This window comes from Stenotrophomonas sp. YJH_SMC_16 (assembly GCF_059367875.1).
In genome coordinates this window covers 204,307-226,488 of sequence record NZ_JCAFRH010000003.1, presented here as the reverse complement: position 1 = coordinate 226,488, position 22,182 = coordinate 204,307, and the positions used below count along the sequence as shown (strand labels likewise).

14 protein-coding genes are annotated in these 22,182 nt (G+C 65.4%); 7 read left to right on the top strand and 7 right to left on the bottom strand.

Features of this window, described 5'->3' with window-relative positions; translation table 11 throughout:
* Window positions 1-15: 15 nt before the first annotated feature.
* The gene (locus AC5P6E_RS08615) at window positions 16-2,346 is read right to left on the bottom strand and encodes a TonB-dependent receptor (protein ID WP_019338283.1); all 2,331 of its coding nucleotides are present in this window, start codon (window positions 2,344-2,346) and stop codon (window positions 16-18) included.
* Between the two features lie 139 nt (window positions 2,347-2,485).
* On the opposite strand from AC5P6E_RS08615, the gene AC5P6E_RS08610 reads away from it, so the two are divergent.
* Both AC5P6E_RS08610 and fauA read left to right on the top strand, forming a co-directional pair.
* Complete coding sequence (locus AC5P6E_RS08610; RefSeq protein WP_019338284.1) at window positions 2,486-3,421, top strand: helix-turn-helix domain-containing protein; 936 nt, start codon at window positions 2,486-2,488, stop codon at window positions 3,419-3,421.
* 111 nt (window positions 3,422-3,532) lie between these two features.
* The gene (gene fauA / locus AC5P6E_RS08605) at window positions 3,533-5,704 is read left to right on the top strand and encodes a TonB-dependent alcaligin siderophore receptor FauA (protein ID WP_109814954.1); all 2,172 of its coding nucleotides are present in this window, start codon (window positions 3,533-3,535) and stop codon (window positions 5,702-5,704) included.
* Between the two features lie 17 nt (window positions 5,705-5,721).
* On the opposite strand, the gene AC5P6E_RS08600 is transcribed toward fauA, so the two are convergent.
* From AC5P6E_RS08600 to AC5P6E_RS08585, 4 genes are all read right to left on the bottom strand, one after another.
* A complete protein-coding gene (locus AC5P6E_RS08600) occupies window positions 5,722-6,828 on the bottom strand; it encodes a YdcF family protein (protein ID WP_010484259.1) in 1,107 nt (368 codons plus the stop codon).
* Window positions 6,828-9,323 (bottom strand): TonB-dependent receptor domain-containing protein, encoded by a 2,496-nt coding sequence (locus AC5P6E_RS08595; protein ID WP_019338286.1) that lies wholly within the window; start codon window positions 9,321-9,323, stop codon window positions 6,828-6,830. The genes AC5P6E_RS08600 and AC5P6E_RS08595 overlap by 1 nt, the downstream gene beginning before the upstream one ends.
* A gap of 86 nt (window positions 9,324-9,409) precedes the next feature.
* A complete protein-coding gene (locus AC5P6E_RS08590; protein ID WP_126560112.1) occupies window positions 9,410-10,567 on the bottom strand; it encodes an ROK family protein in 1,158 nt (385 codons plus the stop codon).
* Entirely contained in the window at window positions 10,564-11,793 is a 1,230-nt protein-coding gene (locus AC5P6E_RS08585; RefSeq protein ID WP_019338288.1) for an MFS transporter, read from the bottom strand. The genes AC5P6E_RS08590 and AC5P6E_RS08585 overlap by 4 nt, the downstream gene beginning before the upstream one ends.
* A gap of 191 nt (window positions 11,794-11,984) precedes the next feature.
* Between AC5P6E_RS08585 and AC5P6E_RS08580 the strand changes: the two genes are divergently transcribed.
* The gene (locus tag AC5P6E_RS08580) at window positions 11,985-12,467 is read left to right on the top strand and encodes a LuxR family transcriptional regulator (protein ID WP_495230846.1); all 483 of its coding nucleotides are present in this window, start codon (window positions 11,985-11,987) and stop codon (window positions 12,465-12,467) included.
* A 51-nt stretch (window positions 12,468-12,518) separates the two neighbouring features.
* Here AC5P6E_RS08580 and aceE read toward each other — a convergent pair whose 3' ends face one another.
* Together aceE and AC5P6E_RS08570 are read right to left on the bottom strand one after the other, a co-directional pair.
* Window positions 12,519-15,191, bottom strand: coding sequence for a pyruvate dehydrogenase (acetyl-transferring), homodimeric type (gene aceE / locus AC5P6E_RS08575; RefSeq protein WP_341926282.1), 2,673 nt, complete (start codon window positions 15,189-15,191; stop codon window positions 12,519-12,521).
* Between the two features lie 238 nt (window positions 15,192-15,429).
* Window positions 15,430-15,828, bottom strand: a complete 399-nt coding sequence (locus AC5P6E_RS08570) for a hypothetical protein (RefSeq protein WP_019338289.1) — start codon at window positions 15,826-15,828, stop codon at window positions 15,430-15,432.
* Window positions 15,829-15,866: 38 nt separating this feature from the next.
* Between AC5P6E_RS08570 and AC5P6E_RS08565 the strand changes: the two genes are divergently transcribed.
* The 4 genes from AC5P6E_RS08565 to AC5P6E_RS08550 all read left to right on the top strand — a co-directional run bounded on the left by AC5P6E_RS08565 (window position 15,867) and on the right by AC5P6E_RS08550 (window position 22,082).
* Window positions 15,867-16,382: an RNA polymerase sigma factor gene (locus AC5P6E_RS08565; RefSeq protein ID WP_019338290.1), complete on the top strand. Its 516-nt coding sequence runs from the start codon at window positions 15,867-15,869 to the stop codon at window positions 16,380-16,382.
* Complete coding sequence (locus AC5P6E_RS08560; RefSeq protein WP_019338291.1) at window positions 16,379-17,401, top strand: FecR family protein; 1,023 nt, start codon at window positions 16,379-16,381, stop codon at window positions 17,399-17,401. The genes AC5P6E_RS08565 and AC5P6E_RS08560 overlap by 4 nt, the downstream gene beginning before the upstream one ends.
* Before the next feature lie 141 nt (window positions 17,402-17,542).
* Window positions 17,543-20,476, top strand: a complete 2,934-nt coding sequence (locus AC5P6E_RS08555) for a TonB-dependent receptor (RefSeq protein ID WP_312720525.1) — start codon at window positions 17,543-17,545, stop codon at window positions 20,474-20,476.
* A 10-nt stretch (window positions 20,477-20,486) separates the two neighbouring features.
* Window positions 20,487-22,082, top strand: coding sequence for an alkaline phosphatase D family protein (locus AC5P6E_RS08550; RefSeq protein WP_019338293.1), 1,596 nt, complete (start codon window positions 20,487-20,489; stop codon window positions 22,080-22,082).
* Window positions 22,083-22,182: the final 100 nt, after the last annotated feature.

Genomic DNA, 22,182 nt, shown 5'->3' with positions numbered 1-22,182 from the left:
ACCATCGGTTGACCGTCAGAGCCTCACCGTCACCCCCACCTGGAAACCACGCCCCGGCAACGGCGCGATGTACTTCAACGGCGAGTTGTGCGGGCGTGCTTCTTCATTGAGCAGATTGCTGCCGTTGATGAACACCTCCATGCCGGCGATGTAGCTGTTGCGTACCGGCAGCTCACGGCTGACCTGCAGGTCGACCAGGTTGAAGGCATCCAGTGGCACTTCCTCGCTGACGTTGCGGCCGAGGTACTTCTGCGTGTCGTAGTAGGTGCTGGACAGCTGCGCCTTCCAACCCTCGCGTTGCCACTGCAGATTGGCGCCGTAGCGGTTGGTCGGCATGTTCGGCAGGTACTCGCCGTCGTTGTGGGCACGCAGCGAATCGGGGTGATCGGCCTTGTTCTTCACCAGGTCGGCGAAGGCGGAGATGTTCAACGTGCCATAGCGGCCAAGGTCCAGGGCCTGCGATGCGTCGATCTCGAAGCCCTTCACCGTGGTGTCGGTCTGCTTCCAGTATTTCAGCGGCAGGCGGTTGGCGGTCTGCACGCCCGAGTAACCCAGGTACAGATAGTTCTCGTACTTCATCCGATACGCGGTGGCCGACAGTTCGAACCCTCCGATATGGAACAGGCCGGTCAGCTCCAGGTTTTTCGCGCGCTCTGGCTCGAGGTTCTGGTTGCCTTCTTCCTGGGTCATCACCGAGTAGTGCGCGTTGCTCGCATACAACTCATTGATCTCCGGTGCGCGCTGCGAGGACGAGTAGCGCACCTTGGCGGCGAACAACGGACCGAGCTCGACATACGAACCCAGGCCGTAGCTGTTGAGCCGGTAGGAACGATCCTGCAGTTTCGTGTTGGCGGCATTGCGCGCGGTCTTGAAGCGGCTCGGCTGCAGTTCGTGACCGACACGCTCGTGGCGCACGCCAGCGTCGAAACTGGCCCAGCCGTAGTCCAGCGTCTCCTTCAGGAACACTGCATTGCTGCGGGTGTCGACGTCAGGCAGGTAGCGCAGCGAGCCGCTGCCGGTGACATCACGCGACTGGTGGCTGTAACCGAGCAGGCCGCTGAGCGGACCGACACGCTGATGGCTCAGCAGCAGTTCGGCCTGGGTGCTCTCGAAATCGTAGTCGTTGGCCCGGGTGGCACCCAGCCGTTCGCCCGAGGTGTTGTCCAGCTTCGAAACACGCAGTTCGGCGCGCTCGAACCACGGCAGCGGGTCGCGCAACAGGGCTTCCAGTGCGTAGCGTTCCTGCTTGATCACCACGCCCACCGGCAATGCGTTGGCGTAGTTGGAACCGAACGACAGGTTCTGCATCGAGAACCCGGGCACGCCGTATTCGCTGTCCTTGGCATCGATGCTGACACCCACGTAACCACGGTCGAAGAACAGGGTCGACCCGAACGCCACCTGCGAATTGCGCGCGTAACTGTTGCCCAACCGGTGATGGTAATCGGGCGTCACATCATTGTTGATCTGCTTCTGTACGTATGACGGCGTGCCGGCGACATAGGCCGGATTGACCGGATTGATATAGGTACGGCGTTGCCAGACCGAAGTCGGGTTGTTGGTGTAGAACGAGAAATCACCATCGGCCCAGTCCGGGTTTTCGGTCATGAACTGGTCGATGTAAGGCTGCGAGGCCTTGTTGTAGATCTGCTGGACGCGCGCCTCCTTCTGGCAGCTGTCGGCCAGCGCCGAGTTGACGCCGCCGGTCGGCGGAAACAGTCGGGTGTTGCAGACACTGGCCTTGCTGTTGCCGGGGATGTCGTAGTGCGAGATGCGCTGCCGAGAGACCTGCAGGTTGGTCGAGAGGTTGCGCTGGTTGTTGAAGTTCATGCGGAAGCCCTGCGCGTCGGCGGCATTGAAGCCCTTGCGCAGGACCAGTTCCATCGACTGGTCCCTGTCTTCCATGCTGCGCGAGATCAGGCCCGGATCGATCTCCACGCTGCCGCCGATCGCATTGCCGCCGTAGCGCACGGTGTCGGAGGACTTGTTGACGGTCACACTGCGTACGAACAGCGGATCGAACGGAATGTTGATGTCGCCGCTGATCGCGTTCATGCCGAGGATGGACTGGCCGTCCTGCAGGATCTGCACGCGGTTGCCGCTGAGGCTGCGGATGACCGGAGCGCCCGCGTTTGGCCCGAAGGCGCTGCTCTGCACGCCGGAGACGTGTTCGAGCAGGCCGCCGAGGGTGCGGTTCTGCGCCTGTGGGTTGTCGACAGTGACCCGGGTGTCGATGCGCGAGGGCTGGGAGGCCTGGACTTGGAGGGTGGGGAGGGTGGGTTCGTCCGCGGCCTGGGCGGTGTGGACGGCGAACAGAATGGCAGCAGCAAGCAGGTGGCGACGCATGGCATGATCCGTGAAAACAATGTGAAATGTTATAACGTAACTATTTGTATCGACAAGGGCGAAATGGGCCTTGCGGCAGGCGGTGGATATGAGAATGGTTCTCATATGAAAATGCGGGACGATCCCCTCTGGTCCCATCATGCTCAACCTCACCCTTGCCGACCTTGATCGCCTGGGCCGCAGCAGCGGCTTCCGCTATCGCCTGCCGGTGTCGGCCGCCGATCTGTCGGGTGAACAGTGCGTGGTGCAAGGCAGGGTGGAGCAGCGTCGCCTGCGCCCGGGCATGACCCTGGCGCTGTCGGACGTGATCGCCCATCAGCCGTTCGAGGCAACTTCGGAATCGCCGCCGGCCTTCTCGGCGATCGTGATGCTGGAGGGACGCGCAGGGGCGCGGCTGGCGGGGCAGGCAGTGATCGGCATGAACCCGGGTGCCGGCACGATGGTGCTGGCCGAGGCAGCACCGATGACCGCGATTCATCCCGCCGGGCAGCGGATGCGCAGCCTGAATGTCTCGTTGGACGCACCTGCCGGGATTGACGACCCGATGATCAGCGAACTGCTATCCACCGCGCATCGCACCGGTCACCCGCGGTTGCGTGGCTGGCAGGTTCCCGGGCATCTCGAGCACGCCGCTGACCAGCTGCTGTCGGGCAGCTGGCACGGCGCGATGCATGCACTGCTGTGCGAGAGTATCGGCCTGCAGATGCTGGCCCTGGCGCTGGGGTCGCCTGCGAGGGAGGCATCGCCGGACCTGCGTGTTTCAGCACGTGACCGCCGCATGCTGCAGCGGGTGATCGATTGCCTGCAGGCGGCACCGGCCGCCGAACACAGCCTGGAGGATCTGGCGGGCCTGGCCTGCATGAGCCCAAGCAGCCTGCGCCTGAAGTTCCAGCAGGTGTATCAGTGCTCGGTGTTCGGCTGGCTGCGCGAGCATCGCCTGCAACTGGCCTGCGCGCAGCTGCGGCAGGGCTGCAGCGTACAGCAGGCCGCGCATTTCGTCGGTTACCGGCATGCCACGAATTTCGCGACCGCGTTCCGTGCGCGCTACGGCATCGCGCCCAGCCAGCTGCGCTGACGCCGGATCAGCGTCGGCAGTGCGCATACATCTGCTGCGTCTACGCATACGTGTGCTCACGATCAAATGACAATAATTCTCATCCAGCCTTTCTCTCCTGCTGGATCTCCCATGCCCGCCTGTATCCGCCCGCGCGCCCTGGCAACCGCCATCGGCACGACCCTGGCGCTGTTCAATACTGCCCACGGCGCCGAGCGCGCCCCCGCCGCGAACACCTCGCAGCTGCCCACCGTGCAGGTCACGGCCGATCTCGATGGCAGCACCGAATCCTCACGTTCCTACACCACCGACTCCATGGGCACGGCGACGGGGTTGTCACTGACCTCGCGGCGGACGCCGCAGTCGGTCAGCGTCATCACCCGCCAGCAGATCGAGGACCGGGGCCTGCTCAGCACCGCCGATGCGCTGGCCACTGCTCCGGGCATCTCGGTCACGCGCAGTGATGCCAACCGCTACTCGTTCTCGGCACGCGGCTTCGACATCGACAACTATCAGTTCGATGGCGTGGTGATGCCGGTGCTGTCGCCGTGGAATTTCGGCGAGAACAACCTGGACATGGTGGTGTACGACCGCATCGAGATCGTGCGCGGCGCCAATGGCCTGATGACCGGTGCCGGCAATCCGTCGGCGGCGGTGAACTACGTACGCAAGCGCCCGCTGCGCGACGTTGCTGCCAGTGGCGGCATCAGCCTCGGCAGCTGGGACGCGCGCCGTGCCTGGGTGGACGTGTCCAGCCCACTCAGCCGGGAAGGGCGCGTGCGTGGCCGCATGGTCGCTGCGCAGGCCGAGGGCGACAGCTACACCGCTGGCCTGGACAGCACCACGAAGACGCTCTACGGCGTGGTCAGCGTGGACCTGGGCGAGGACACCGGATTGATCGCCGGTATCTCCTACCAGGCCAACGACAATCGTGGCTTCGGCAGCGGCTTTGCGCTGTTCAATGCCGACGGCACGCGTACCCGCTTCGACCGCTCGGTATCGGCCACCGCGCCGTGGGCACGGATGAGCACCGATACCCGCAACGGCTTCTTCGATTTCAACCATCGCTTCGGCAACGACTGGCAGGCACGCGTGTCCTACAGCCGCTCGCATACCGATATGGAGATGAAGCATCTCTACCGGGGCGGCTATCCCGATCCGGTGACCGGGGCGATGCCCAATGGCAACAGCTTCACCCGCTACGACGGTCCGGTGCGCCGTGAGGCGGTCAGTGTCAGCCTGACCGGTCCCTTCCAGCTGTTCGGCCGCCAGCACACGGCGTCCGTCGGCTGGTCGCGCTCACGCGACGAGATCGCACTGGGGCAGTACCGCGCACTGGCCCCGTTGCCGCCGTTGGCCAGCTATTTCGACTGGCACGGGCCGGGCACGCCCGAGCCGGTGTGGGCCAGCAACAAGACCCAGGCCGATGATCTGGACAATCATCAGAGCGGTGCCTATGCCGTGGCGCGGCTGTCGCTGGCTGATCCGCTGCATGTGATCGTCGGTGGCCGCCTGAGCAACTGGGAGACCGACCAGGTCTACTTCGGCAGCAAACGGAAGTACCGCTACCGCAACGAGTTCGTGCCCTATGCCGGCGTGGTCTGGGACCTCAACGACTACAGCAGCGCCTACGCCAGCTATACCGGCATCTTCAAGCCGCAGAACAACCGCAACGAATCCGGACAGATCCTCGACCCGGTCAGCGGCCGCAGCTATGAGCTGGGCGTCAAGGGCAGCTGGCTGCAGGAGCGCTTGAATGCGTCGGTGGCGCTGTTCCGCACCCAGCAGGACAACCTGGCCGAGGCCACCGGTGGTCTGGTCGAAGGCAGCACGCAGGCGGCCTACCGCGCAGTGAAGGGCGCAACGGTAGACGGCCTGGAACTGGAACTGGCCGGTGAGCCGCTGCCGGGGTGGAGCCTGGGCACCAGCTTCACCACCTTCATCGCGCAGGACGCGCAGGGCAGGGCGATCAACACCGCCAAGCCGCGCAGCCTGTTCAAGCTGTTCACTACCTGGCGGCTGACGGGTGCCTGGGACCGGCTGACCATCGGCGGTGGCGTGGACTGGCAGAACCGCATGTACCAGACCGCCACCGCGCCCGGAAATCGCCGGGTGCCGGTGCAGCAGCCCAGCTACGCACTGGTGAACCTGATGGCGCGCTACCAGTTCAGCTCCAATGTGTCGGCGGCGGTCAACATCAACAACCTGTTTGATCGCCATTACTATTCGCAGATCGGCTTCTACAACCAGGGCTGGTACGGGGCACCGCGAAACGTGATGTTCACGGTGAAGGTGGGTTACTGAAGATGCCGTCGCGCGGTTCAGGGATCCAGCGGATCCATCGGATCGATGCGCAGCGATTCGGGAGCCGGCACGAACGGGATCGCGTAGGGCGAAACGCGTGAACCGACCTTGCCCGGAACGTAACCCAGTTCATGGCGGTTGCGCTCGCTGAAGGCGCTGCTGGCGACCGAATCGATATGCGATGGACTGCTGACCACCAATGCCGGTTGCCGCGGCGGTGCCTGCAGGGCCGCCAGCAACCGGGCCGCATTGCGCAGATTGGTGGTGGTGTGGCGGGCATACGGCTCGATGATGATTGCATCTGCGGGAATGCCGAAGCGTGCCATCAGCGCTTCGCGCATCTGTACCGCTTCGACGCTGCGGGTGCCGCGTGGATGTACCGCACCACCCGAGACGATGAGGAAGGGTGCATCACCTGCCGCGTAGCGCTGCGCGGCCGCCTTCAGGCGCAGCTTGCTGCCGGCGCTGAGCGGGGTGGTCAATTCGTCCGGTCCCTGGCCCAGCACGATGATCGCGGTGTACGGATGCGCATTCCAATCGAGCTGCCGCGCACGCGCAAACGGCGCGGCGTTCATTCCCGCGCTGATCGGCTCGAAGCGGATCGCATCGAGGCGGTCATTGGCATCGAGCAGGCCTACCGCCACCGCGATGCTGCGATCGAAGGCGGTGTAGGCCGCGCTGGCGTCCACCTCGCTCATTTGCACGGCAATGGCGACGTCGCCGGCCAGTCGCGTGCTGCCCGCCGCGCCGACCGGGCCGTCGATGGCGTCGTAGCGGGGCGGCTGGCCCTGGCCATAGACGGAGAGAATGTTGTTGAGGCCTGCCAGTTCCCGTTCGATGGCTTGGGCGTGCGCGGGAGCCGCGGCGATCAACAGGCCGGCCTGCGTGGGCGTCCAGCGTGCGGACGCGAGCGTGCAGGTGGCGGTCCGGCAGTCGGCCAGCTGCTGCATGCGTTCGGCCAGGAGGGCACGCGCATCACCGGGCAGCGTATCGGGCTTCAACTGCATGAGGGTGGGGAACAGTCGTGCGGCCAGCGCGGCGCTGTCGCGGTCGTCGGCCGCCGCCGCAAGCGGCAGCGCCGCCGCGGCAAGCAGGGCAAGGGACAAGGCAAATCGTCGATGCATCACCAGCTCCTGCTCACCATCAGGCGGACGTTGCGGCCGAACAGCGGCCGTCCATAGATTGCCTCGGCCGAACCCTGTCCGGCCAGGGCATCGGTGCGGGTGTTGCCCTCGGTGAGTCCCTTTTCATTGGTCAGGTTGTCGCCCACCAGCTGTGCGCCCCAGTTGCCGCGTTTCCATGAAACGCCCAGCCCCAGGGTCTGGTAGGCAGGCAGCGCCGTCTGGTTGAACAGATCAACATAGGATTTGCCGACCACGTCATAGCGCAGCCAGGTCTCGAACTGGTCCTGGCCGTGCTGGAAGCTGAAGGTCGGGCGGAGGTTGCCGTAGAGCTTGGGCTCGCGAACGATCTGCTTGCCGTTGACGGCGGCCGGATCGGCGCCGGAATCGTTCTGCAGGCTGTCGTACTGCGGATCGCTGACCGTGATCGAACCGGCAATGCTGAACCAGTCGAGCGGCCGGAACAGCCCATCCAGTTCGATGCCCTTGGAGACGGCGGTACCGATGAACGGCACCGACTGGTCATTGCGGCCGGTCGTCGGGTTGAACGCCACGAACGAGGCGTTGAGCGGGTCGAACTTCGTGTAGAACGCAGTCAGGTACAGGTAGGACCGGGCGAATCCGGCCTTCAGGCCCAGCTCGTACTGGTCCAGCTGGGTCTGCACGATGGTGGGATCGATCGAGCGTGCCACTGACGAGTTGGGAACGATCTCCATGTGCGAGACGCGGGCGTAAGCACCCACCGAAGAGGTGAAATCGAAGTTCGCACCGACGGTCCAGTTGGTCGCGGACGGATCCAGGCGATGGTTCTGGACGACGCCGGTGAACCGGCGCGTGGTGTTGTCGGCCAGTGTGGTGCGGTCGCCGAGGTCGACCTGGGCGGTCTGCTCTGCATAGCCTTCATAGCGGTAGCGTTCATGGCGGATACCTGCGTCGAGCTTGAAGCGGTCCGTCAGTGCCCACGTGTCATTGGCATACACCGCGAACATGCGGGCATCCACTTTGCCGCGATTGAGGGTAGTGGTGTAACGCAGCGCGCCCTTGTCGGTGACGTATCCCAAGGGGGCGCCATCGTTGCCGTAGGCCACCAGATCCAGCAGGCGTGGCTTGCCGCGCATCTCCATCAGCATATCCTGGTACAGACTGAAGGCCGTGGTGCCGAAGAAGGCCGTATATGCGCCGATGTTCAGATCGTGGCTGCCCCAGGCCGTTTCAAACAACCGCGTCGCACTGAAGTCGGCCTGGCCGGAGTAGAAGTCCGAATCTGCGGCCCGGTACTGGGCCGAGATCACCAGGCCGGAGTCGGCATAGGGGTCGTAGGCGCTCGCCCCGTTGCTGCCGGCCAGAGCGTAGCCCATCCGCGCGAAGCCGGCGCCGAAGGCGCTACGGGCCGCGCCCAGATAGCCGTTGGCGAAAGTGCGTGCGTCGACCGGGTTGGTGGTCGAGTACAGTGCGTCGAAGGTGTTGCGGCCCTTGGTGTAACCGGTTTTCAGCGAGATCGTCCAATCGCTGGCGGTATTCTCGTACTGGAAGCCGATGTTGCCGAAGCGCATGTGCCGGCCATCGGCCAGGTCGCGGTTCATGCCCTGCAGGACGCCGCCGCCATCGAGGTATTTCAGGTTGACACTGCGCAGCGACGGCGAGTTCAGCGTACCGTCGAAGTAGTCGATGTACGGGTCCAGCGGGACGCTGGGATTGCGCGGATCGGCGACCGGGATCGGCAGGTAGAACGTATTGTGGTCATCGACGAAGGTACCGCTGACCTTGAACCAGCTGGTGTCATCGAAGTAGTGCTTGATGTTGCCCCTGATCTGCCCGCCCTTGTCGTTCGGGAAGCCGTTGTCGCGGTAGCCATCGTGCTGGCGCAGGAATCCACCGACCGCATAGAAGGTGTCCTTGCCGAGGGCGCCGGACTGGTACATCTCGCCACGGTACAGCCCGGTGTCACCGACGGTCAGCTGGGCCTTGCCGTGGGTCTGTTCCGAGCCCTCGGCCAGGATGTTGTTGACGATGGCGCCGCCACTGCTCGCATAGATCGGCGCCGGACCACCACGCACGATCTCCACCCGCTGGTTCATCACGTCGAACCGGTTCATGCCGTCGCCGGAATTGAAGAAGTGGCCATCCAGCTCCTGGTAGAGCGGCAGGCCGTCCTGCTGGAAGGCGATGAAGCCACGATCGGTGGGAATGCCGCGCAGCCGGGTGATGTTCTGCACCTCGCCGCCGGTGGCTTCGACATGGATGCCGGGCACGGACCCGAGCAGGTCGGCATAGCTTTTCGGTGCGAGTTTCTGCACGTCTTCGCGGCTGAGCGAATTGACTGCGAAGGACGCATCGAAACGACGCTGGGTGCGCGCCGCACCGGTGACGACCACCGCATCCAGCGTTGCGGCGTCGACGCTGCCCTGGTTCTGGACCGGGGCGTCCTGCGCAGAAGCGTTGCCGTGCAGGGATATCAAGGCCAGGGAGATTCCCAGGACCAGGGGGCTGATGTTCATCGGAGGGCGGCCATGCAGGGAAGGGGGACCGCTGCACGGTAGGTCCGGGCGATGACGGAATTGTTTACTTCGGCGGAAATAAACAATTAAACGATGGCATCGGCGCCCAGCTGGTGGATCGGCAGCAGCGCCGCGCCCACCGATACCGCAGATCCTCCCAGCCGTGACACATGCACCTGCGGCAGGCGCAGGCTGTCCAGCGCGCTGCTCCAGCGTGCCGGCTGCTGCAGGTGTTGCCCCAACGCTTCCAGTACCTGGCGGGGCAGCGAACCGGACAGGATCACGGCGCCCGGATCGAGCCACGCCACGCCGGTATTGGCCGCTGCGCCCAGCTGGTTTCCCGCGCGTTCGGCCCAGGCACTGATAATGCCGGCATGGCTTTCCAGGCAGGCCTCCAGCTCGAACAACGAAGGAATTCCGGCGCCGGCCTCGCGCAACGTGGCCAGCAGGTCGATACCCGAGGGGCGCGGTGCGTCCATGCGGAACAGGCGGCCGATGTCGCCTGCATTGCCGAACTCACCGCGCATCACATCACGCCGGTGGATCACGCCGCCACCCACGCCGTGGCCGACATACAGCAGCAGCGCCGAAGCGCAGTCGCGGATCAGACCGCTGTCGTAATACTCTGCCAACGCCGCCAGGGTTGCATCGTTCTCCACCCACACCGGGAAGCCGAAGTAGTCTTCGAAGAACTGGTCGTTGTCGATGTCGCGCCAGCCATGCAGCCAGTCCACCGCGTGCCGGCGTGCCGGACCGGTTTCGACCACGGGCCCCGGAACGGCCACGCCGAGGCCAAGGAACCGCGCGCGCATCAGTCCGGTGCTGCTGGTGAGGCTGCGCAGGCGCTGGTCCACGCAATGGACGAAATCGTGGGGATCTGCGCTGTCGAATGCGGTGGCATCACGGGCGATGAGCTGACCGGCGAAATCCACCAGTGCGATCTCCAGCCAACCGGGATGCACCGTGGCACCGGCGGCATAGCCGCCCCGGCCGGACAGCGCTAGTGGCACCGACGGACGGCCGCGCTGGCCATCGGACAGCTGTTCCTGCTCCTCGATCACTTCCAGCATCAGCAGCTCACGCGCCAGGCGGGTCAACGCGCCGTTGTGCATGCCCAGCTGGTGGGCGATGGTGATGCGGGGAACCGCGCCCATCGTGCGCAACAGCCAGATGATGCGCTTATGGTCGGCCTCCAGCGCGATCAGCGGCTTGCGGCGCAGCCGCGATGTCGGGGCCAGGCTCACGGGCGCAGGCCCTCGGTGCGTGCTGGAGGGATGGGCCAGGCCAATGCAGCCAGCGAAAGCAGGCTGCCGATGGCGACCAGCGAGACCAGGGTGACCGAGGTGTCCAGATCGCCCGCCTGTATACCGGGCAGCACTTCGCCCAGCAGCAATGAAGAGGCCGCGATGGATAGCTTCATGGTTCCGGTGAGCAGTGCAAAGCAGCTGAGGTCATCGTCGCGTCCGCCATGGATGGCGTGGCGACGGGCGATCAGCGCGGTGCGTCGCCACAGTACCAGGCCGACGCTGGCCACCGCCGTCCCGTGGGTCGCGGCACATGCAATCGCTATGGGCGTGGAGGGGAGGGCCAGGTACACGCCGACGGCTCCGACGGCCAGCACCGACATCAACGCGAGCATCCCGGTCTCGCTGTGCAGCGTTGTACGCAGGCGCAGGCAGAGCCAGGGGGCAACCACCATGCCCGCCACCATCGCGAAGGTCAGCGCTGCCCCATGTTCGGCGAAGGGGAACAGACGCCCTGCCAGGCCGACCAGCGTCGTCTCCGCCGCCGCGGCCAGCAGAACCGGCAGCAGCGCTGGCAGGGGCAGGGCAACAGCAGCGGGCGTCCTGGTTGCGCTGGGCCGTGGGGGCGTTGCGACGCAGGCCAAAGGAAGCGCAGCGGCCGCGATCAGCACGCCGATGACCATGCAGATCAGCAACGCGTTGCCACTGCCCTGGGACGCAGGCGTACCGACCACGACGAACAGCGCCGAGGCAATGCACAGCTTGGAGATCGGCACTACCACGGCGCGGGTGGAGACATAGCGCATGGCCTCGACCTCGTCACGGGGCAGCAACGACGTCAACGCGTTCTGGGCCACGTCGTAGACTGCATAGCAGGTACGGAACAGCAACGATGCGACCAGCAATGGCAGGAAGGCGGGCTCGGTTGCGTTGCCCGGGCTGAACAGCAGGCAGGCGCTGGCCGCCGTGCCGAGCCCGCCGATGAGCTGCAGGCGCAGGGCGAGGCGCTGCTGGTTGCGCAGGCGGGTGAACACGGCGGCCAGCAGCAGATCGAGCAGGCTGCTGTAGGCCAGTGAAATGGCCAGCAGCTGGCCGGTGTGGGCCGCCGACAGCCCCAGCCGGGCGTGCAGGTAGTAGCCCAGCACCAGATCCACGAATGACCAGGCCAGGGTGCGGGCAAAGTGGCCGGCGGCATAGAGGTGCCGTGGCGAGGGCTGCGCGTTCAACGCCGTGTACTGGGGGAGAAGAGCCGGAGATGCTGGATCGTTCTACTACCCCTGTGTGACATGGTCCTGACATGGCGGGTGGCCGGGCATTCAGCGCGTGGCTTGCACCCCCTGCCGCGGGCGTGCAGCATTTGCCCTGCTGCCCCCACCACGCGTCACGCAGCGCTTTCTTCACTGGAACGGAGCAACGTATGAAACTGTTGTCCGCTGTGTTGTTGTCTGCGCTTTCGCTCTCCGCCGTTCCGGCGCTGGCAGTGGAAGCTTCGCGCTCACCGCTGCTGGGGCGCTGGTCGCTGGATATCGCCACGTCTGCACTTCCCGAAGCGCAGCGCCCGAAGCATGTGGTGCTCGAGTTCAAGGACGCCGGTGCAGGGCGTTGGAGTTCACATGTGGACATCGTCCTGCACGACGGCAAGACCATGAAGTCCGACGGCACGCTGGCGCTGGACGGCACGCCGGGGCCCTTGTCCGGTACTTACGGTGCGGACAAGGCCAACCTGAAACTGCCGGCGCCGAACACCCTGGTGATGCAGCTGGTGGACCACGGCACGCCGGCCTCCACCCGCATCTATACCGTGGCGGCCGACCGTACGACGATGACCGAGACCAAGGCGTTCTACGGTCACGACGGTACGCCGATCCTGCAGACCAATCTGTTCAAGCGGATACCGTAGCGGCGCCGCCTGCACCACGCCCGCACAGCGGGCGTGGTGAATGCAGCAGCCTTATACCGTAGCCGGGTCGCGCTTGCCGGTGTCGATGCCGTACTTGTCGATGGCCTCCTGCATCCGCGAGCGCTCGATGCGGCCTTCGTCGGCCAGTGATTTCAGGGCGGCCAGCACGATGAAGTGGCGATCCACTTCGAAGAAGGTGCGCAGCGATTCACGTGTGTCGGAACGGCCGAAGCCATCGGTGCCGAGTGCGGTGAAGCGGCGGTCGTTGACGAAGGGACGGATCTGGTCGCCTACGATCTTCATGTAGTCGGTGGCCACCACCACCGGGCCTTCATGGCCCTGCAGGCACTGCTGCACGTAGGGTACGCGCGGCTCCTCGGCCGGATGCAGCAGGTTCCAGCGTTCGGCGGCCAGGCCGTCGCGGCGCAGTTCGGTCAGGCTGGTGGCGCTCCACACATCGCTGGCGACGCCGAAGTCCTGCTGCAGCAGTTCTGCCGCGGCTTCCACTTCGCGCAGGATCGAGCCGCTGCCCATCAGCTGCACGCGTGGCTGCGAGGCGGTATCGGCGGCTGCCGGATGCAGCAGATACAGGCCCTTCAGGATGCCCGCTTCCACGCCCTCCGGCAGTGCCGGCTGCGGGTAGTTTTCGTTGAGCACGGTGATGTAGTAGTAGATGTCTTCCTGGTCGACATACATGCGGCGCAGGCCGTCATGGATGATCACCGCCAGCTCGTAGTTGTAGGTCGGGTCGTAGGACACGCAGCTCGGAATCACCGACGACAGCACGTGGCTGTGGCCGTCATCGTGCTGCAGGCCTTCGCCCATCAGCGTGGTGCGGCCCGACGTGGCGCCGAGCAGGAAGCCGCGGGTACGTGCATCGGCAGCGGCCCAGGCCAGGTCACCGACACGCTGCAGGCCGAACATCGAATAGAAGATGTAGAACGGAATCGTGGCCAGGCCGTGGTTGCTGTAGGCGGTGCCGGCGGCGATCCACGAACAGATCGCACCGGATTCATTGATGCCTTCCTGCAGGATCTGGCCGTCCTTGGCTTCCTTGTAATAGCTCAGCTGGCCGGCATCCTGCGGGGTATACAGCTGGCCCAGGTAGGAGTGGATGCCGATCTGGCGGAACAGGCCTTCCATGCCGAAGGTGCGCGATTCATCGGGCACGATCGGAATCACCAGCTTGCCCAGGTCCGGGTCCTTCAGCAGGCTGGTGAGGATGCGCACGAAGCCCATGGTGGTGGACTGGCCACGATCGCCGCTGCCCTGCAGCTGGGTGTTGAAGATCGACAACGGCGGCAACGGCAGCGGATCGACCTTCGCCAGCCGCGCCGGCAGCTGGCCGCCCTGGATGCGGCGGCGCTCGGCGAAGTAGGCGGCCTCGGCGCTGCCGGGCTCCGGACGCAGATAGGGCATCTCCTCCAGCTGCTCGTCGCTGACCGGCAGGTTGAAGCGGTCGCGGAAGGCGCGCACCGCATCGGCGCTCATCTTCTTCAGCTGGTGGTTGATGTTCTGGCCTTCGCCGGCTTCGCCCATGCCGAAACCCTTGACCGTCTTGGCCAGGATCACCGTCGGCCGGCCGCGGGTGTTCACCGCCTGCTGGTAGGCGGCGTACACCTTCTGCGGATCGTGGCCACCACGTGCCAGCGCCCAGATCTCGTCGTCGCTCATGTGCGCGACCAGCTCCAGCAGCTCGGGGTAACGGCCGAAGAAGTGTTCGCGCACATAGGCGCCGCTCTGCGACTTGAAGGTCTGGTAGTCGCCATCCACGCATTCCATCATGCGCTGGCGCAGCAGGCCGCTGTGGTCGCGGACCAGCAGGTCGTCCCAGCCGCTGCCCCAGATCAGCTTGATCACGTTCCAGCCGGCCGCGCGGAAGGTGCCTTCCAGTTCCTGGATGACCTTGGCGTTGCCGCGTACCGGACCGTCCAGGCGCTGCAGGTTGCAGTTGACCACGAACACGATGTTGTCCAGCCGCTCGCGGCCGGCCAGGGAAATTGCCGCCAGCGATTCGGGCTGGTCCATCTCGCCGTCACCGAGGAAGGCCCAGACCTTGCGGCCCTGGTGTTCTTTCAGGCCGCGGTATTCCAGGTAGCGCATGTAGCGCGCCTGGTAGGCGGCGGTCAGCGGGCCCAGCCCCATCGATACGGTGGGGAACTGCCAGAACTCCGGCATCAGGCGCGGGTGTGGATACGAGGACAGGCCTTCGCGGCCGGCTTCGCGGCGGAAGTTGTCCATCCGTGCCGGATCGATGCGGCCCTCCACGTACGCGCGGCCGTAGATGCCCGGCGCCGAATGGCCCTGGATGTAGATCATGTCGCCGTCGAAGGTGTCGGTGCGGCCACGGAAGAAGTGATCGAAGCCGACGTCGTACAGCACCGCCGCGGACTGGTAGGTGGCGATGTGGCCGCCGACGTTGGAATGCTTGCCGGCACGCAGCACCATCACCATCGCATTCCAGCGGATCATCGCATTCAGGCGGCGCTCGATGGCCAGGTCTCCCGGGTAGGCCGGCTGGCGCTCGGGCGGGATGGTGTTGACGTAGGCGGTCCAGGCACGGGTATGCAGGTCGCCGTGCTGCTGCGCGTCCAGATCGCTCAGCTGGTCGATCAGGTAGTGCGCGCGCGGCCGGCCGCCGGCCTGCATCACCGCCTCCAGCGATTCACGCCACTCCCGCGTTTCCAGCGGGTCGGTATCGAAGGGGATCAGTGCTTGGTTCATGACGGTCTCCAGAAGGCGCCGGCTCTGCCTGGGCGACAACACCGGCAGGGCGCACAGCACTGGAGCGGGGTCGCAACGGCGGGGCCGTGACGCGAAGGGCGACCGTGGCGGCCACCGAGAAGACAAGCGTAGGCCGGGCCCCCTGGCTTCGATAGGCGGGCCCGGCTTGGGTCTCTGGCAAGCAAGGGTTGGCACCGCGCGCCGTATCATGCGCGCATGCGCTGGGTGCGGCCGCTGATCAGGCCGGGGACAGCCCAGGCAGGAACACCGGGATGATCGCCACGCCGACGCCCAGCAGGCACCAGGCGACGATGGGCAGCCAGCGCGCCAGGCGTTGGGCGGATTCCGGTGCACGTCGGCCGCCGATCCACAGCAGCAGCGTGAGCACACCTAGCGCATAGGCGAGGACGACGACTACCGGATGCACATGGATGACCCGGCTGGGCGGCCACATCTGCTGCTGGTAGGCGGTGGTGTGGGCGACCAGCAGCAGGAACAGCAGGCTGCTGAGGGTGTTGATGGCGGTGCGTGCGTTGATGGGAGCACTCCTTGTGCGGGCTGCCGGGACAGTGCAGGGGCCGCATTCTAGCGGCTGCCTGCCGGTCGTTGAAACGCCACTGTCATCGATGGCGGTCACCCTGCGGGGCTTTCCAGCCTCGGGGTGGTTGGCCGGCCGTGAACAGCGTGAGGATCTGGGAGAAGAGCTACCAACTGCGGCGCCGGCTGTTGCGTGGCTTCTTCCTGCGTCGCGGTTCGGCCAGCGAGGATGCCGAAGACCTGGCGCAGGAGGTCTACCTGCGCCTGCTGCGCAGCACCGGCGAAGATGCCGATGCGGTCGAGAACCCGGAAGCCTACCTGTTCACTGTGGCGGCCAACCTGGCGCGCGAGCATGCGCGCGCGCGGTCGTCGCTGCCGCCGCTGGAAGATGTCGATCTGTTGGCCGAAGTGCTGAAAAGCGAAGAAGACATCGAGGGTGAATTCGAGCGTGCGCAGCGCTGGAGTGATATCCGCAGCACCATCGCACGACTGCCGGCAACCACGCGGCGGGTGATGGAGCTGCACTACCGCGACGGGTTGGACTGCCCGGGAATCAGCCAGCAGCTGCAGGTGTCGGTGCACATGGTGCGCAAGCACATCGGCAGGGGGCTGGAGGCCTGCAGGAAGGCGCTGGGCGCCAGGGAGCACACATGAGCCGGAACTCATCGACCGTGGCCGACGACACGATCGCCTGCGAGGCCATGGGCTGGTTCCTGCGCAATCGCGACGGAACACTGGGTGAGGCCGAGCGGGTTGCGTTCCTGGACTGGATGAAGTGCTCGCCGGAGCATGTGCGCGCCTATATGCGCGCCCTCGCGCTGCACCGGCAGGTCGGTGAGGCGCTGCAATCGCCGTTGCCTGAAGAGGCGCCGGTGCCACCGCGGCAGATCGCCGCCAAGGTGGTGCCGCTGTTCGGTAGCGTGCATGCGCCGCCGCGCGCTGTGCGGCCTCGGGGGCGTGCGCGCTGGTGGGTGATGGCTGCCGCAGCCTGTACGGCCCTGCTCGGCGTGGGCCTGGTTCCGCAGCTGATGCCCACCGCGCAGCTGTACAGCGCCGACCATGGTGAATTGCGTGACCTGGTGCTGCCCGACCAGACCCAGGTGCGGCTCAACGCGGACAGCCGCCTGCGGGTACGCATGGGCTGGTTCAGCCGCAAGGTGGAGCTATTGCAGGGTGAGGCCACGTTCGACATCGCCCGTGACCGCCGTCCGTTCGAGGTGGAGGTGAACGGCCTCGAGATTCGAGACATTGGCACGGTGTTCGATGTCGCGCGACGGTTGCAGAGCACGCGCATCGGCGTGGTTTCCGGCGAGGTGGAGATCTGGAGCCAGGGTGCGGACGCCCGGCGTCTTGCGCAACTGGGCGAAGGCCGGGTGGTGCAGGTCGACGCGCGCAGCCATGCGGTGGAGTCGCTGGATGTACCGTTGTCGATGCTGCTGGACTGGCAGCAACGCAAGGTGTCCTTCCTGGATGAGCGGCTGGACGAGGTAGCCGCTGACTTCAACCGGCACAACCAGGTACAGGTCCGCGTGCTGGACGAAGGCGCTGCATCGGCACGGTTGTCGGGCAGTCTCGATGCGCATCGCATCGGTGCGCTGCAGGCCTTCCTCGAACGCGACCCGCGTTTCCTGGTGAGGCGCGAAGGCGACACCGTGCGGGTCGGCAGTCGCTGAGGCCGACGTGGCCGTGGACTGTCAGAAAAAATTCATCGAATCCGCGTTCTCCACTTCGGTGGATGCGGGCTCTTACTTGGGAGAAGCCACTGCCGAGCCACGCAGCGGCGCCTGCTGCCTTCTCTCTTCCAAGGACCCGTGATGCGCAACACGCTCTACCTGTCGATCATCCTCGCCCTGTCTCCCTGCAGCGTGCCGCTGGCGGTCGCGGCCACTGCCGATGGCCTTGAGGCCCGCGTTTCGGCGCCGATCGCGGCGCAGCCGTTGGCACGTGCACTGGAGCAGTTGTCGCGCAGTTCCGGAGTGCAGTTCCTGTACTCGGCCGGCGGTGATGCGCGCATGGCCGGTGCGGTGCCGCGCGGTGCTACCGTCAAGCAGGCGCTGGACGCACTGCTGGCCGGGACCGGCCTGGGCTACACCGTGGTCGATGGCAACGTTATCGCCATCGATCCGGCGCCCGTAAGCAACGCGCCGAAGCCGGCCGCGCCGAAGCCGCGCGAGGCAGAGGCGGTGGTGGCGCCGACCCTGGACACCGTCAAGGTGATTGCCGCGCACGAGGTGATCGACCAGAAGAAGTCGTCGCCAGTGATCAAGGATTCGGTGGTCTACGACGAGATGGACAGCTACGGCGACGAGACCCTGGCCGAGAGCCTGATGGCCGCTCCAGGCCTGAGTGCGGTGGAGGATGCCGGCGAGCCACGTTACGTGACCGTGCGCGGCGTACAGGCCAACCTCAACTACACCACCATCGATGGCATCGCGATTGCCAGCGTGGGAGGCAGTGGCTCCGGCGAGCGAATGAACAACCTGCAGCTGATTCCCAGCGACATCGGCACCCGTACCGACATCTACAAGAGCTTCAGTGCGGAGCAGGCACCGGATGCGATCGGCGGCGTGATCGACATCATCAGCCGCAGTGCTTTCGACCGGTCCGGCAAGTACGTGTTTGCCGATGTGGCGGGCATCTATTCCACCGCCGAGACCAACGTCGAGCGCAGCGCAGGCGGAAACCACGAGACTCTGGGCCACTTCGGCAAGAGCGCCAAGATGGTGTCCTCCAACCAGTTCGGCGCCGACCAGGAGTTCGGCATCGTTGCGGTGGCACGCTACGAGCAGCGTTCACGCAACAGCGTCAAGCGCTGGGTGGAGTCGAACTACTACTACAACGACGCTGGCAAATACCTCGCCGACGGTACCACCGGTCCGGACGAGGCCAAGGGCTGGAACGGGCTGCGTGCGCCTGGCAACTTCAGCACCGGCACCTATACCAACTTCATCACCAACTTCGGTGGCTCCGCCAAGCTTGAGTGGAAGCCCTCGGATGATCCGTTCTACGCATCGCTGCTGCTGTACTCGTACCGGTTCTACGAGAACTCGACGATGAACAAGACCGATCTGTACGGCAATGCCAAGTTCCCGATCCGCAACCAGACCGAGGACAGCGGCACCACCCAGATCAACAGCATCTACATCAAGAACCGTCACGACCGCTGGGACCGCAGCAACCGTGGTGCCATCGCCAGTTTCAACTGGGACATGGGCGACCGTTCGCGGCTGACCCTGCGTGGCGGCCATACCGAAGAGACCTTCCACAACAACCAGGTCTACTGGGGTGTGCGCGCCTACCCAAGCAATCTGTTCGTCGACTACGAGAACGACAGCCACGGGTTCCCCAACGCGGTGGCGGTTTCCGATTCCAGCCTGCTGACCAGCTCCGCGTTCAAGCTCAATCCGGCGCAGGCCTATGTCTCCCCGCGCGATGCCAAGGAGAGCATCGACAACCTGCGCGCGGATTTCAGCTACAACATCGACGCCGATGCGCGTGGCTTCGGCCTGGCCACCGGCGCCGAGTACCGCCATCTGAAGATCTGGCAGGACATCGACTTCGACTACTTCAAGAGCAATGCCACGCTCAACGATTACCTGTATCCGGGTTCGACGCTGCTGGGCAGCGTGCCGGGCTTCCCGCTGATCGACAACCGCAAGTGGAACGAGGAACTGCTGCCGAAACTGGGCAACAACAATGCGGCGTATCCGAATGCCAACTTCACCAGCGACTACAAGTATGTGGAGGACATCACCAATGCCTATGTATCCGCGCACTACGCCTGGGACCGGCTGCTGCTGATCGGCGGCCTGCGCTACGACCACACCCGCTTCGATGCCTACAGCCCGTTCAGCGATGATGGCGGCACTACCTATACCTCCGCCTTCCGCAATACGAGCGGTGGCTACAACAACCTGCTGCCTTCGTTGAATGCGACGTTCAGGCTGAGGGAGGACCAGCGCCTGCGCTTCTCCGCCAGCCGCACGCTGGGCCGGCCGACGCCGAGCAACATCGCCCAGGCCACCAGCACCAGCTGTGGCGATGACGAGGAGGGCAGGGGCTTCTGCACCATCAAGCAGGGCAATGCCGATCTGCAGCCGCGCCGTTCCACCAACATCGACCTGGCGTGGGACCTGTACTTCAACGGAAACAACGGCCTGGTCTCGGTGGCGCTGTTCGACAAGGTGATCAAGGACGACATCTACACCCTGACCACCTTCGAGAACGTGGGCGATGCCCGCTACCGGGTCACCCAGCCGATGAACACCGACGAGTCCACGCTGCGCGGCGTCGAGTTCGCGGTGGCCAACCGCAACCTGCAGTGGGGCCGCCAGCGCTTCGACATGTACTTCAACGCTACGCGGCTGGAAGGCCAGACCAACTACCGCATCAGCGATGGCACCGAGCGCCGCCTGGATCGCCTGCTGTACCAGCCGGACTGGTCGCTCAATGGTTCGGTGATCTGGCGCATGCCGTGGAAGAGCGCGCAGCTGCGCCTGTCCGGCACCTACCGCAGCCGGATGCTGGTCGACTTCGGCGACACCCAGTGGCTGGATTCGTACTACGACCCATACATGACCTTCAACATGGGCTTCAGCCACAAGCTCAGCAGGCACGTGACGCTGAAGTACGAAGCCAAGAACCTGTTCAACACCCAGCCGACCTACAGCACCGGCCCGAACGGGCGCTTCCGTACCGAGATCGACGACTACGGCCGCTTCTTCTACTTCCACATCATCTACAACTGAGGGCACAGCCGTGGAGACGATCAATCGCAGGCGATTCCTGGCCCTGGCCGGCCTGTCCGCTGCCGGTGCCTGGATGGGCACGGCACACGCGCTGGCCGCGCAGGCCGATGCCACCGCGCTGAACCCGCGCAACCTGCTGGCCAAGCCGCGCTTTGCCAGCACACCCTTCACCCTGGGCGTGGCCTCGGGTGATCCCTCGGCCGATGGCATGGTGCTGTGGACGCGCCTGGCGACCGAACCGCTGGTGTTCGGCGGTGGCATGCCGACCCGGCCGATGGCGGTCGAGTGGCAACTGGCAGCAGACGATGGCATGCGCAAGGTGGTGCGCCAGGGTTCGGCAATGGCGCATCCCGAACTCGGCCACGCCGTGCACGTGGAGCTGGACGGGTTGGCGCCCGGACGGCCCTACTGGTACCGCTTCACCGTAGGCGGCCACGCCAGTGCGGTCGGTTGTACCCGCACGCTGCCCGCAGCCACGGCCGCAGTGGATCGTGTGCGTTTTGCGGTGGCCGGTTGCCAGCACTACGAAGAAGGCCACTACACCGCGTGGCGGCGCATCGCCGAGGAACCGCTGGATTTCGTCTTCCACTACGGTGATTACATCTACGAAGGCGAAAGCCAGCCGGGCCTGCGGAAGATGAACGGCCAGCCGTTCACCAACCTGCGCAACCACGTCGGCCCGCAGATCTACACGCTGGATGATTACCGCCGCCGCTACGCCCAGTACAAGAGCGATCCCGACCTGCAGGCCGCGCATGCGGCGGCACCGTGGTTCGTCACTTTTGACGACCATGAAGTGGACAACAACTGGGCCGGTGCCGAAGACCAGGATGACACGCCCAGCGAAGTGTTCCTGCTGCGTCGCGCACAGGCGTTCCAGGCCTACTACGAGAACATGCCACTGCGCCGCCCGGCATTCCCGCGCGATGGCCACATGCAGATGTACCGGCGCGCACGCTACGGCACGCTGATGGACCTGCACCTGCTCGACACCCGCCAGTACCGCAGCAAGCAGGTGAACATGGCGTTGCGTGAGGAGGTGGAATCGCCGGAGCGCAGCATTGTGGGGGCGAAGCAGGAGCGCTGGCTGTTCGACGGCCTGGCCGATGCTGCACCACGCTGGCACACGATCGCCCACCAGGTGGCGCTGGGCAACTACATGCGCGAGAAGGACGGCGTGGTGCAATCGTCCGACGACCAGTGGTCAGGCTATCTGGACAGCCGCCGGCGCCTGCTTGACCACATCCAGAAGGTGGGCTTCGGCAACGTAGTGACTGCCTGCGGCGACGCGCATCGCCACTATGCGAGTGATCTGGTGCAGGACCACCGTGACTCGGGCGTGATCTCCAGCGAGTTCCTCGCCACGTCGATCACTTCCGGCGCCGATGGCCAGGGTGTGGACGCGTATGCCAGGAACCAGCTTGCGCACAGCCCCTATCTGAAGGCGACCATCGACAAGCGTGGCTACGTGCTGTGCGATGTCACCCGCGATGCGTGGATCGGCGACATGAAGACGCTGGATACCGTGATGCAGCCGAATGGCGCGGTGCAGAGCTGGAAGCGCTACGCGGTGGAGCACGGCCGGCCGGGGCTGCAGGAGGCCTGATCCTACCGGTCTGGCCTGTAGAGCCGAGCCCATGCTCGGCAGCTCTTCGATAACTGACCGGAAAAGCAGCCGAGCATGGGCTTGGCTCTACAGAGATCCT

Excerpts from the sequence above, each read along its gene's own strand:
- AC5P6E_RS08615 (WP_019338283.1), bottom strand. The coding sequence starts at position 2,346 with ATGCGTCGCCACCTGCTTGCTGCTGCCATTCTGTTCGCCGTCCACACC.
- AC5P6E_RS08610 (WP_019338284.1), top strand. The coding sequence starts at position 2,486 with ATGCTCAACCTCACCCTTGCCGACCTTGATCGCCTGGGCCGCAGCAGC.
- fauA (WP_109814954.1), top strand. The coding sequence starts at position 3,533 with ATGCCCGCCTGTATCCGCCCGCGCGCCCTGGCAACCGCCATCGGCACG.
- AC5P6E_RS08600 (WP_010484259.1), bottom strand. The coding sequence starts at position 6,828 with ATGCATCGACGATTTGCCTTGTCCCTTGCCCTGCTTGCCGCGGCGGCG.
- AC5P6E_RS08595 (WP_019338286.1), bottom strand. The coding sequence starts at position 9,323 with ATGAACATCAGCCCCCTGGTCCTGGGAATCTCCCTGGCCTTGATATCC.
- AC5P6E_RS08580 (WP_495230846.1), top strand. The coding sequence starts at position 11,985 with ATGAAACTGTTGTCCGCTGTGTTGTTGTCTGCGCTTTCGCTCTCCGCC.
- aceE (WP_341926282.1), bottom strand. The coding sequence starts at position 15,191 with ATGAACCAAGCACTGATCCCCTTCGATACCGACCCGCTGGAAACGCGG.
- AC5P6E_RS08560 (WP_019338291.1), top strand. The coding sequence starts at position 16,379 with ATGAGCCGGAACTCATCGACCGTGGCCGACGACACGATCGCCTGCGAG.
- AC5P6E_RS08555 (WP_312720525.1), top strand. The coding sequence starts at position 17,543 with ATGCGCAACACGCTCTACCTGTCGATCATCCTCGCCCTGTCTCCCTGC.